At 47.0% G+C, this 12,387-nt stretch carries 8 protein-coding genes; 4 read left to right on the top strand and 4 right to left on the bottom strand.

Annotation, left to right across the window (positions count from 1 at the left end):
- Positions 1 to 26: 26 nt before the first annotated feature.
- Positions 27 to 2,915 carry an excinuclease ABC subunit UvrA gene (gene uvrA, locus GQ359_RS09235; protein ID WP_215386876.1) on the bottom strand — a complete coding sequence of 963 codons (2,889 nt, stop codon included), beginning with the start codon at positions 2,913 to 2,915 and terminating at the stop codon, positions 27 to 29.
- A 37-nt stretch (positions 2,916 to 2,952) separates the two neighbouring features.
- On the opposite strand from uvrA, the gene GQ359_RS09230 reads away from it, so the two are divergent.
- Positions 2,953 to 4,137 (top strand): MFS transporter, encoded by a 1,185-nt coding sequence (locus GQ359_RS09230; RefSeq protein ID WP_215386875.1) that lies wholly within the window; start codon positions 2,953 to 2,955, stop codon positions 4,135 to 4,137.
- 81 nt (positions 4,138 to 4,218) lie between these two features.
- A complete protein-coding gene (gene ssb, locus GQ359_RS09225) occupies positions 4,219 to 4,674 on the top strand; it encodes a single-stranded DNA-binding protein (protein WP_215333974.1) in 456 nt (151 codons plus the stop codon).
- 68 nt (positions 4,675 to 4,742) lie between these two features.
- Here ssb and queF read toward each other — a convergent pair whose 3' ends face one another.
- From queF to ilvA, 3 genes are read right to left on the bottom strand one after another with little or no spacing between them, the layout of a single operon-like run.
- A complete protein-coding gene (queF, locus tag GQ359_RS09220) occupies positions 4,743 to 5,570 on the bottom strand; it encodes an NADPH-dependent 7-cyano-7-deazaguanine reductase QueF (RefSeq protein WP_215386874.1) in 828 nt (275 codons plus the stop codon).
- Entirely contained in the window at positions 5,570 to 6,478 is a 909-nt protein-coding gene (locus GQ359_RS09215; RefSeq protein WP_015422050.1) for a 5'-nucleotidase, read from the bottom strand. The genes queF and GQ359_RS09215 overlap by 1 nt, the downstream gene beginning before the upstream one ends.
- Before the next feature lie 14 nt (positions 6,479 to 6,492).
- Positions 6,493 to 8,013: a threonine ammonia-lyase, biosynthetic gene (gene ilvA, locus GQ359_RS09210; RefSeq protein ID WP_215386873.1), complete on the bottom strand. Its 1,521-nt coding sequence runs from the start codon at positions 8,011 to 8,013 to the stop codon at positions 6,493 to 6,495.
- A gap of 135 nt (positions 8,014 to 8,148) precedes the next feature.
- Between ilvA and GQ359_RS09205 the strand changes: the two genes are divergently transcribed.
- Entirely contained in the window at positions 8,149 to 11,988 is a 3,840-nt protein-coding gene (locus GQ359_RS09205) for an FAD/FMN-binding oxidoreductase (protein ID WP_215386872.1), read from the top strand.
- Positions 11,988 to 12,377 (top strand): gamma-butyrobetaine hydroxylase-like domain-containing protein, encoded by a 390-nt coding sequence (locus tag GQ359_RS09200; RefSeq protein WP_215386871.1) that lies wholly within the window; start codon positions 11,988 to 11,990, stop codon positions 12,375 to 12,377. Before GQ359_RS09205 ends, GQ359_RS09200 begins: the two co-directional genes overlap by 1 nt.
- The last annotated feature ends 10 nt before the right edge of the window (positions 12,378 to 12,387 follow it).

Below are 12,387 nucleotides of genomic sequence, written 5' to 3'. Positions count from 1 at the left end.
GTATTCAGTCACTTCCGATTTCTGAATTACTTCTTCTTTTTTGCAGGGGCTGGTTTGCGCACTAGTAGCGGTGCCAAGTAGTGACCGGTAAAGCTAGCCTCGTTCTTCGCAACTTCTTCAGGTGTACCGGTCGCAATAATTTGTCCACCACCAGCGCCACCTTTAGGGCCTAAGTCAATAATCCAGTCAGCAGTCTTGATGACGTCTAAGTTGTGCTCAATGATGACGATCGTATTGCCTTGCTTTTTCAAAGTTTGAAGAACAGTCAGCAACAATTGAATGTCATGGAAATGTAAGCCCGTAGTTGGCTCATCCAAGATATAGAGTGTTCTTCCAGTATCGCGCTTAGAAAGTTCTAAGGAGAGTTTGACACGTTGTGCCTCACCACCAGATAAGGTTGTGGCACTTTGACCTAGCTTCACATAACCTAAACCTACATCGAGCAAGGTTTTGAGTTTGCGTTTAACAATAGGCACTGCTTCGAAGAATTCATGGGCTTGCTCGATGGTCATCGACAGCACTTCATGAATATTCTTACCTTTGTAGCGAATATCTAAAGTTTCGCGGTTATAGCGTTTGCCATGACAGACATCACAAGGTACATAGACGTCTGGCAAGAAGTGCATTTCGACTTTAATAACGCCATCACCTTCACAGGCATCGCAACGACCGCCCTTGACGTTAAATGAAAAGCGGCCCGCTTCATAGCCACGTTCACGCGCAGCAGGGACGCCACAAAACAGTTCTCTGATCGGCGTAAATAATCCGGTGTAAGTAGCGGGGTTAGAGCGTGGCGTCCTACCAATTGGAGATTGGTCGACACTGATGACTTTGTCAAAGTTTTCTAAGCCCTTAATCGCATCATGTGCTGCAGGCTCAGCATTTGATCCGTAAATATGCTGTGCAACTGCGTGGTGCAGTGTGTCGTTAATCAGCGTCGACTTGCCAGAGCCAGATACACCAGTGACACAGGTTAATAGACCGACTGGAATCTTGGCATGAACGGATTGCAAGTTGTTGCCACGCGCGCCAATGATTTCTAAGAACTTGTCATTTACTGGAATGCGTTTTTCTGGAACTGCAATCCACTCACGACCAGATAAATAGGCGCCAGTTAATGACTTCGGATTGGCCTCTACTTCTGCAGGAGTGCCTTCAGCTACAACTTCACCACCATGTACACCTGCGCCAGGACCAATGTCAATCACATAGTCAGAGGCACGAATCATGTCCTCATCATGCTCAACTACTAGTACGCTGTTACCTAAATCACGCAAATGCTTGAGTGTTCCGATGAGTCTATCGTTGTCACGCTGATGTAGACCAATCGAAGGCTCATCTAGCACATACATGACACCAGTTAGGCCGGAGCCAATCTGTGATGCCAGGCGAATACGCTGCGCTTCGCCACCAGAGAGCGTATCTGCGCTGCGTTCTAGGGAAAGATAATCTAAACCCACATCATTGAGGAAGCGCAGACGTGAGCCAATCTCTTTAACAATCTTGTCGGCGATTTCTCGTTTAGCGCCTTTGAGTTCTAGAGATTCAAAATATTCTTTCGCTTCTTTTAAAGGTAGGGCGCTGATTTCATAAATGGCGCGAGACTGCTTGCCGTCACCTACTTTGACAAAGCGAGCCTCTTTGCGTAAACGACTACCGTTGCATGATGGACAGGTTTGTACATTTTGGTAGCGTGATAATTCTTCCCGAACTGTTGCTGAGTCAGTCTCACGATAGCGACGCTCAAAGTTAGCAACAATGCCCTCGAAGGCATGCTTGCGAATACTGTTTTTGCCACGCTCATTGATGTACTCAAATGGAATAGTGACATCACCCGAGCCCAGCAAAATGAGATCTTGCTGTTTCTTATTTAAAGTTTCAAAGGGTTTTTCGACATCAAAGCCGCCATGCTTTGCAAGTGTCTGTAAGAGCTTGAAGTAAAACTGATTGCGACGATCCCAGCCTTTGATAGCACCAGATGCAAGTGATAAATCAGGGTGCGCAACAATGCGTTTAGGATCAAAAAAAGACTGATGACCTAGGCCATCGCAAGATGGGCACGCACCCATTGGGTTATTAAATGAGAAGAGCCGTGGCTCTAGCTCTTGTAATGAATACGAGCAGATGGGGCAAGCAAACTTGCTGGAGAAAATCATTTCCTTGCCGGTGTCCATATTGACAATCATGGCTTTGCCATCAGCAAGACGTAGAGCTGTCTCGAAGGATTCCGCCACACGTTGCTGAATATCTGGACGCACTTTGATGCGATCTACCACTACTTCAATGGAGTGCTTGTCGTTCTTCTTCAGTGTCGGCAATTGATCCACTTCAAAGATCTCTGCTTTGGCAGTATTGGTTGTGCCGCCACCAGAGCGCACACGAAAGCGAACAAAGCCTTGGGCTTGGAGATCTTGGAATAAGTCAACGAATTCGCCTTTACGCTCACTAACTACCGGAGCCAGAATCATGAGCTTGGTATCTTCAGGCATTGCTAAAACCGTATCCACCATTTGAGAGACGCTTTGCGCCTCCAATGGCAGATCGTGGTCTGGGCAATGCGGGGTACCAGCGCGGGCAAAGAGTAAGCGCAAGTAATCATGAATTTCTGTCACCGTACCTACGGTTGAGCGCGGATTATGGCTAGTGGCTTTTTGCTCAATTGAGATTGCCGGGGAGAGGCCTTCTATCGTATCGACATCAGGCTTTTCCATTAACTGCAAAAACTGGCGTGCGTAAGCCGATAAGGACTCTACATAGCGACGTTGGCCTTCGGCATATAGGGTGTCAAAAGCCAATGAGCTTTTGCCTGAGCCAGACAGGCCAGTCAAAACGACCAGTTTCTCTCTAGGGATATCTAGATTGATGTTTTTGAGGTTGTGCGTGCGTGCACCGCGGATCTTAATTTCGTTATTCATGATTTTTTAGCGTAACTTGTTAATATAGCCCTTTCCCATGAATCCTTCTGAACTTCGCTCCACTCTGGCCTTAGCAGGCATCTTTGGCCTCCGTATGCTGGGCCTATTTCTGCTTTTGCCGGTTTTCAGCATTCATGCGCACGGTTTGCCGGGCGGCGAGCATGCTCTATGGGTTGGATTAACCCTGGGAATATTCAATATTGTCCAGGCCTGCTTCTATATCCCTTTAGGCCGGCTTTCTGACCGAATTGGCCGAAAACCTGTCGTTTTGTGGGGATTGTCTTTATTCGTCGCAGGTGCCTTAATTTGCGCTGCTCAAGACGATCTTCTTTGGATTGCTATTGGCCGCGGGGTAATGGGCGCTGGTGCGGTCTCAGCTGCGATCTCCGCTTGGGTTGCCGATTTAACGCGTGAGCAGGTACGCACTCGGGCTATGGCCTTGGTGGGGGGCAGCATTGCCCTGTCTTTTGCTTTGTCGCTAGTGATTGCTGCACCAATCTATCGATTAATTAGTTTGAGCGGAATTTTTGTAGTCTTAGCGGTATTAGGTATTGGTGCGATGTTTGTTGCTTATTACATTCTGCCAAGTTCTAAGCCCGAGCCAAGGGTGCAACAAGCAAGCCTGAAGGAAGTCTTTTTGCGTCCTGAGTTAATGCGTCTTAATGCCGGCGTGTTTGTTTTGCATGCAACTCAAGTAGCGATGTTCTTAGTGGTGCCGCGTTTATTGGTGCAAGCAGGCTTGCCCTTACCATCACATTGGCAGGTTTATCTCCCTGTTGTTTTGCTCTCCTTTTTCCTAATGGCGCCGATTCTAATTTTTGGTGAAAAGAAGCAGCAACTAAGAACCATCTTATTAGTCGCGATTGTGTTGCTCCTGATTGCTGAATTTGTATTTACAAGCACGCACTCCATTATTGGCATTGCTATTGCTTTATTGATTTATTTTGTAGGCTTTAACTTACTTGAAGCATTACAGCCATCATTAGTCTCTCGTTTTGCCAAAGAATCTAAGGGCACAGCATTGGGTGTTTACAACACTACTCAGTCGATAGGCCTCTTTACAGGTGCTGTCATTGGAGGATATTTGATGGATAGCCACGGTGATTTATCGGTCTTTGTTATGGGTGCAGTATTGCTTTTATGCTGGCTTATAATTGCTTGGTCGATGCGTGAATTGCCTGCGAAAGTAGTCGTTTCAAAGGATGTAGCGGCAAAGGCATAACCGTAGCTTCATTGGTTTAATTAAAGCGAGTAGTTTATTTTTCAGTAGTAATAACAGTAGTATTTTTCTTCGGGAGACAACATGGCTTCGGTAAATAAGGTCATCATCGTAGGTAACGTAGGGCGCGACCCAGAAACACGTTATATGCCAAGCGGCGACGCAGTAACCAATATTTCAGTAGCGACATCAGATCGTTACAAAGATAAGCAGTCTGGCGAAATGAAAGAAACCACAGAATGGCACCGCGTTGCATTCTTTGGCAAGCTTGCAGAGATCGCTGGTCAATACCTCAAAAAAGGTTCACAAGTTTATGTAGAAGGTCGTTTACGTACGCGTAAATGGACTGATGCCAGTGGCCAAGAAAAATATTCCACCGAGATCGTTGCAGAAACAATGCAAATGCTGGGTGGTAAGCCAGTGGGTGGTAGTGGTGATGGTGGTGAAAGTTATAGCCGCTCAAAGCCGGCTGAGCAGTCTGCACCAGCATCCTCAAATGCTGCATCCCTAGGCGCAATGGATGACGATATTCCGTTTTAAGCTTTTCGTGAATGAGTTTTGCCTAATGTAAAAAGCCCTTTTCGAAGGGCTTTTTATTTACTTACTTTTTACTGTCTCGCGTGGCGCGTATTGTCTGGCCAGGGCGCATTATGATCGGTGCGGAATGGGTTGATATCTAAACCGCCACGCCGTGTGTAGCGAGCGTAGACGGAAAGTTTCTCCGGTTTGCACTGGCGCTTGATGTCAGTGAAGATGGTTTCAACGCAGTGCTCATGAAACTCACCCTTTTGTCTGAATCCAATTAGATAGCGCAATAAACCTTCTTCCAAAATGGGACGACCCTGATAGCGAATTTGTACGCTCGCCCAATCGGGTTGACCTGTCACCGGACAATTGGATTTGAGTAAATGCGAAACCAAGCATTGCTCAATTGGGCCAAAGGATTCATTTACTTCAAGCAAGCCAGGATCTGCAGATAGGCTCGGATCAATTTCAATATCCAGACGGTCCATGAGAACGCCACTCATCTCTTGCATTCCTTTTTTAGCAACTGCTTCAGTGGGATTGATGCGAGTGGCAATCTTGCTGCCAGCTACTGCCGATAAATCCGTAATTAATCTTTCGCGAATTTCCGCTTCATCTTCAAAGCAAGCGTTATTCAGGCTATTTAAGTAGAGCTTGAATGATTTGGACTCAATCATGTTCGGAGAGTCAGCTGGTATCTGAAATTCCGCTAGAGCAATCTGGGGTTTCCCTTTTTTATTGAGCCAGCCAAGCTCAAAGGCATTCCAAATATCAACACCAACAAAAGGTAAGGCTTGATTGGGCTTGATATCAAGCTTAAGGCGATTCTCTGAACGCGGAATAGGAAAGAGCAAACTCGGATCGTATTGATCGGGATATTGCGTTGCTTGACCAAGAGAAAGTGTGGACATTAGCTTTTAGGTTTATTGGATACGCCAGATACGACATGACCAGTAGGGGCTACTGATGCAGCAGATTGGCAGTGACCTGTTTGATCATCAAAGAAGAAGTCTGGCTCAAATTCGCGCAGGAATTCACTTTTGGAAAGTCCACCGAGGAACATGGCTTCATCAACATCAATACCCCAAGCCATGAGCGTACGAATAGCACGCTCATGTGCAGGCGCTGAGCGAGCGGTGACTAAAGCGGTGCGAATGCGCATGCCCTTCTCACTAGTGGTGCGTTGCAAGCGATGCAGCGCTTCTAGCAAAGGTTTAAATGGGCCCGGTGGCAGAGGGATCGCAGCTTTTTTACTTTCGTGATCTACAAAGGCAACCAGGCCCTCACTCTGAAATACTTGCTCCGCTTCATCAGAAAACAAAACAGCATCTCCGTCAAAAGCGATGCGGATTTCATTGGGATGAGACTCTGCAGTCTTACTAGATTCTGGATAAACACGTGCAGCAGGAAAACCTGCGTCAATCGTGGCACGCACATCGTCTTCGTTAGCTGATAGAAATAAGTTGGCATGTAGCGAGCGAAGGTAGTGATAAGGTGGGCGCCCCCTGGTAAATACACCACGCTCCAAATGAAGGCCATGATGTTCGGCCGAGCGGAATACGCGTAAGCCGCTCACTGGATCATTGCGAGAAAGAATCACTACCTCAACACGCTGCTCACCCTCTTCGTTGAAAGCGAGTAACTTCTTTACCAATGGAAAGGCAACGCCTGTTTGAGCGGCTTTAGATAAACGCTCTAATTGGAGTTTCATATAGGCGCTGTCATCTGTGGATTCGAAGATACGATTTTCTTCTTCGAAATCAAATAAGGCGCGCGATGAAATCGCAACGACAAGTTTTCCGGTGAGTGTGTATGACATTTACGGATTACATCTCATTTAAGGAACAGGCGATAAGCGGGATTATCAGTTTCATTCCAGTGTGGGTAACCAAGCGAAGCCAAGAAGTTTTGAAATTTCTTCTGCTCATTTTTGGGAACCTGAAGGCCAACCAAGATGCGACCATAGTCTGCACCGTGATTGCGGTAATGGAAAAGACTGATATTCCAGTTGGGTGCCATGCTGGTCAGGAACTTCATCAAAGCGCCTGGACGCTCCGGAAATTCAAAGCGATAGAGCAATTCATCTTGAGCAAGAGATGAGCGTCCACCCACCATATGGCGCAGGTGAGACTTTGCTAACTCATCATGCGTCAGATCGATGGTTGCAAATTTTGCTTTGCGAAAATGCTTCGCAATAGCGGTGCTATCAGTAGCCTTTTGAGTGCCAATACCAACAAAAATATGCGCTTCGCTTTGGTCGGCAATACGGTAGTTGAATTCAGTGACATTACGCTTACCAAGTAACTCGCAGAAGCGCTTGAATGAGCCACGCTCCTCTGGAATGGTGACTGCAAAAACGGCTTCGCGGAATTCGCCAACATCAGCGCGTTCGGCAACAAAGCGCAGGCGACTGAAATTCATATTCGCACCGCAAGCAATTGCTACCAATGTTTTCTTTTTCAGGCGATGCTTCTCGACATACTTCTTCATACCGGCAATGGCTAAAGCGCCAGCCGGCTCCAGAATGCTGCGGGTATCTGTGAAAACATCATTGATGGCAGCGCAGATTTCATCTGTATCAACGGTGATGATGTCATCAACTACGCGTTTGCAGATGCGGAAAGTTTCTTTACCAACGAGTTTGACTGCGGTGCCATCGGAAAAGAGGCCGACATCTTTCATCTCGATGCGCTTATTGGCTTCGAGCGATCTTCTCATTGCATCTGAGTCAACCGACTGAACGCCGATCACTTTTGTTTTAGGGCTGACTGCCTTGACGTATTCACCGATGCCCGCAATCAGGCCACCACCACCGATAGCGACAAAAATGGCATCGATAGGATCTTGATACTGCTGAAAAATTTCTTGGGCAATCGTTCCTTGTCCAGCAATGACATCAGGGTCATCAAAAGGATGGACAAAAGTTAAGCCCCGTTTTTTTTCCAATAATTCAGAGTATTGGAAGGCATCGCTATAGGACTCACCATGCAAGATGACTTCAACCCAAGACCCGCCGCGCGCCTTAACTGCATCAATTTTGACGCTGGGAGTGGTGAGGGGCATCACGATGACCGCCTTGCACTTCATTTTGGCTGCCGCCAAGGCCACGCCTTGAGCATGATTGCCGGCTGAAGCTGCAATAACCCCCCGTTTTAGGGCTTCTGGGGGTAAATGGGCCATTTTGTTATAGGCGCCACGCAGTTTGAATGAGAAAACCGGCTGGTTATCCTCTCTTTTGAGTAAAACTTGGTTACCTAAGCGCTTCGTGAGTTCGGGGGCTACTTGGAGCTCTGTTTCCCTGGCCACATCGTAGACTCGGGCCGATAAAATTTTCTTTAAATAGTTCGTTGCCATGCGATGAGCGTACCATGAATGGGCTCTAAGCCCTTAGATTTGCAAGGGTTTATCGCCTTAGACCAACATCTTTCTTGGTTTCCTGCCAATATCAGGATCCCTCAATTAAAATGCATATTTATCAAATATGACGCTATGAATGCTCCATTAGCTTTGAACCAGTTGTTGGATGCCGAAGCGGGCTCACCCCGCCTCCGCGAAATCCCCTACAACTACACCTCCTTTTCCGATCGTGAAATCGTTATTCGCTTGTTGGGTGAGGAGTCTTGGCGCGTTCTGAATGATTTGCGTGGAGTGCGTCGCACTGGCCGCTCGGCCCGCATGCTATTCGAAGTTCTGGGTGATATCTGGGTAGTGCAACGCAATCCTTTCCTACAAGATGACTTATTGGATAACGCCAATCGTCGCAAATTGTTGATCGATGCTTTATGGCATCGTCTTGGCGAGGTGAAGAAAAGATCTAGTGGTGAATCTGCTGAGCAAGTTCAGGTTTTGTTGAAAGCCGCACATCATGCGGTTGAAAGTTTTGAGCAGGGCTTTAAGGAAGTTACTGAAATTCGTAAGCGCGCTCGTAAGGAGTTGGGCCGCATTACTGCCTCTGACAATATTTGCTTTGATGGTGTCTCACGTGCAGCGCATGTGACTGATGCAACAGACTGGCGCGTTGAATTTCCGCTGGTGGTGCTAAAGCCAGATTACGAATCTGAAATCCCTGGTTTGGTGAAAGCCTGTGTTGGGTTGGGTTTAACCATCATTCCTCGTGGAGGTGGTACGGGTTACACCGGCGGTGCCATCCCTCTCTACGCTATGTCTGCAGTGATTAATACTGAGAAGCTTGAGCAAATTGATGCCGTCAAGCTCAAACGCTTACCGGGTGTAGATCATGAAGTTTCTACGATCTTTACTGGGGCTGGTGTAGTCACTCGTAGAGTTTCAGATGCTGCAGAGCGCTCTGGGCTGGTGTTTGCAGTCGACCCAACTTCAGCTGATGCGAGTTGTATTGGCGGCAACATTGCCATGAACGCTGGCGGTAAGAAGGCGGTTCTATGGGGAACTGCGCTCGATAATTTAGCTAGCTGGCGCATGGTCGATCCAGAGGGTAATTGGCTAGATATCGAACGTCTTGACCACAATCTGGGAAAAATTCACGTAGTAGATAAAGTGCGTTTTCAACTGACTTGGTCTGATGGTTTGAGTGAACCCGGCGAACGCATTCTTAAAACAGAAACTTTGGAAGTGGAAGGTAAGCGCTTCCGTAAAGAAGGCTTGGGTAAAGATGTGACTGATAAGTTTTTATCAGGCTTACCTGGCGTTCAAAAAGAAGGTTGCGACGGTTTAATTACCAGTGCTTCTTGGATTTTGCATCGCATGCCTAAATACATGCGTACGGTTTGCTTAGAGTTTTTTGGCCAAGCACAAGAGGCGATCCCAAGCATTGTAGAAATCAAAGCCTATCTCGATGGCTTGAGTAAAGATGGTGGACCAATCCTTGCTGGCCTAGAGCATTTGGATGATCGTTACTTAAGAGCGGTCGGATATTCCACGAAGTCCAAGCGTAATGCTTTGCCTAAGATGGTACTAATTGGCGACATTGCCGGCGATGATGAAGAGGCGGTGGCTGCAGCGACTAGTGAAGTTGTGCGCATGGCTAACAACCGAGTGGGCGAAGGCTTTGTGGCAGTTAGTGCCGAAGCACGTAAGAAGTTTTGGCTGGATCGTGCGCGTACTGCTGCGATTGCTCGCCATACGAACGCTTTTAAGATCAACGAAGACGTGGTGATCCCATTGCCACGTATGGGTGAGTACACCGAGGGCATCGAGCGCATCAATATTGAACTCTCGCTTAAAAATAAATTACAAGTTTTAGATGGTCTCGAAGCATTTTTGACAAAGAGCGCCTTGCCGCTTGGTAAGAATGACGAAGATTATGAGATCCCTAGCGCTGAAATCTTAGGTGATCGTGTTCAGCAAGCGTTAGAAATGATTGCTAAAGTACGGGCGCGTTGGTCAGACTGGCTGACACAGATGGATACGTACTTCCCAGATCTGCAGAATTACAGTTTGCGTGCTTCATGGAAGACTGAGGTTCGTGCTGAACTGAGAATCATTTTTGGCGGCTTGGCGTTTGAGCCGATCCTCAATGAATTAGAAGTTATTCACAAAAACATCTTACGTAAGCGTGTTTTTGTGGCCTTACATATGCATGCTGGTGACGGTAATGTGCATACCAATATTCCGGTGAACTCGGATGACTACGAGATGTTGCAAGATGCACATCGTGCAGTCGATCGGATTATGAAATTGGCCCGCTCATTAGATGGCGTGATTTCGGGTGAGCATGGGATTGGCATTACGAAGCTTGAGTATTTGACTGAGGAAGAGCTCAAAGATTTTCGCGCTTACAAAAAACGTGTAGATCCTGAAGGCCGCTTCAACAAAGGCAAGTTAATGCCGCATGCGGATCTCAGCATCGCCTACACTCCGAGCTTTGGTTTGATGGGTCATGAGTCCATCATCATGCAGCAAAGTGATATTGGTGCGATTGCAGATAGCGTGAAAGATTGTTTACGCTGCGGTAAGTGCAAGCCGGTGTGTTCTACACATGTGCCGCGCGCAAATTTGCTTTACAGTCCACGCGACAAAATTTTGGCAACCTCGCTGTTAATCGAAGCCTTCTTGTATGAAGAGCAGACACGCCGTGGCGTATCTATTCGTCATTGGGAAATGTTTGATGACGTTGCAGCGCATTGCACTGTATGCCATAAGTGCTTAACGCCATGCCCGGTCAAAATTGACTTTGGTGATGTCACCATGAATATGCGCAACTTATTGCGTAAGATGGGTCAACAGCGTTTCAATCCAGGAACAGCGGCATCCATGCTCTTCTTGAATGCCACTGATCCAGACACAATCAAGTTGGCACGTAAGACCATGATTGGTTGGGGCTATAAGCTTCAGCGTTTGGGCAATGATGTATTCCGTAAGCTGGCGCGTAAGCAAACTGCTCATCCACCTGCAACGGTTACCAAGCCCAATATAAAAGAGCAGGTCATTTTCTTTGTAAATAAGAAGATGCCTGGTAACTTGCCGAAGAAAACAGCACGTGCGCTTTTAGATATTGAGGACGCAAATTACGTACCAATTATTCGTGATCCAAAAACGACTTCTGCAGATACTGAAGCGGTGTTTTATTTCCCAGGTTGCGGCTCTGAACGTTTGTTCTCGCAAGTGGGTTTGGCCACGCAAGCAATGCTGTGGAATGTAGGTGTACAGACGGTATTACCGCCAGGCTATCTCTGCTGTGGTTACCCACAGCGCGGCAATGGCGACTTCGATAAAGCGGAGAAGATGATTACAGATAATCGCGTTCTCTTTCATCGCGTTGCTAACACCCTGAACTACTTAGATATCAAGACGGTTGTAGTTTCATGTGGTACTTGCTATGACCAATTGGCGGGTTATCAGTTTGAACAGATCTTCCCGGGTTGCCGCATTGTGGATATTCATGAGTATTTGCTCGAGAAGGGCGTTAAGCTCTCAAACGTGACTGGCGTGAAATATATGTATCACGATCCATGTCACTCACCGATGAAGTTGCAGGATCCACTCAAGACAGTGAATGAGTTGATTCAGCTCGAAGATGGCAAAGCTATTCAGAAGAATGATCGCTGCTGCGGTGAGTCTGGAACGCTTGCTGTGACTCGCCCCGATATTTCAACTCAGGTCCGCTTCCGTAAGCAGATCGAGATGGAGAAGGCTGCCAATGAATTACGTAAAGACGATTTCACTGGCGATGTCAAAGTGCTAACAAGCTGCCCTTCTTGCCTGCAAGGCCTTACCCGCTTTGATGCGGATAGTGGTACGACTGCTGATTACATCGTAGTTGAAATGGCGCAAAAATTATTGGGTCCTGATTGGATGCAGGATTATGTGATCAAGGCAAATCAAGGCGGTATTGAAAGGGTATTGGTTTAATGATTCCAACGAATGTTGTAGTACATCAGCAGTCAAAAGTTTTAGAGCTGTCTTATGAGAACGGCAATACTTATCGCCTTCCTTTTGAGTTCTTAAGAGTAGTTTCGCCCTCTGCTGAGGTTCAAGGCCACGGGCCTGGACAGGAGACTTTGCAAACTGGTAAACGTGAAGTCCTCATCGCCAATATTGAGCCGGTAGGCCATTACGCATTGAAGCCTTCTTTTTCTGATGGTCATGATTCTGGTTTGTATTCATGGGATTACTTGCAATTTTTGTGTGAGAACCATGAAGCGCTTTGGAAAGAGCATTTAGATAAATTAGCTGCTGCTGGATTAGACCGAGATGCTCCAATGGGCGTTGCTGGTGGCAAGTCTTGCGGTAGTCATTGAGTATTTCATT

This window comes from Polynucleobacter sp. AM-7D1, from assembly GCF_018688455.1.
In the GTDB taxonomy this organism is placed as follows: domain Bacteria; phylum Pseudomonadota; class Gammaproteobacteria; order Burkholderiales; family Burkholderiaceae; genus Polynucleobacter.
Note: the sequence above shows the minus strand (reverse complement) of the source record. Positions and strands in the feature narration are given on the sequence as shown.

Excerpts from the sequence above, each read along its gene's own strand:
- GQ359_RS09230 (WP_215386875.1), top strand. The coding sequence starts at position 2,953 with ATGAATCCTTCTGAACTTCGCTCCACTCTGGCCTTAGCAGGCATCTTT.
- ssb (WP_215333974.1), top strand. The coding sequence starts at position 4,219 with ATGGCTTCGGTAAATAAGGTCATCATCGTAGGTAACGTAGGGCGCGAC.
- uvrA (WP_215386876.1), bottom strand. The coding sequence starts at position 2,915 with ATGAATAACGAAATTAAGATCCGCGGTGCACGCACGCACAACCTCAAA.
- ilvA (WP_215386873.1), bottom strand. The coding sequence starts at position 8,013 with ATGGCAACGAACTATTTAAAGAAAATTTTATCGGCCCGAGTCTACGAT.
- queF (WP_215386874.1), bottom strand. The coding sequence starts at position 5,570 with ATGTCCACACTTTCTCTTGGTCAAGCAACGCAATATCCCGATCAATAC.
- GQ359_RS09200 (WP_215386871.1), top strand. The coding sequence starts at position 11,988 with ATGATTCCAACGAATGTTGTAGTACATCAGCAGTCAAAAGTTTTAGAG.
- GQ359_RS09215 (WP_015422050.1), bottom strand. The coding sequence starts at position 6,478 with ATGTCATACACACTCACCGGAAAACTTGTCGTTGCGATTTCATCGCGC.
- GQ359_RS09205 (WP_215386872.1), top strand. The coding sequence starts at position 8,149 with ATGAATGCTCCATTAGCTTTGAACCAGTTGTTGGATGCCGAAGCGGGC.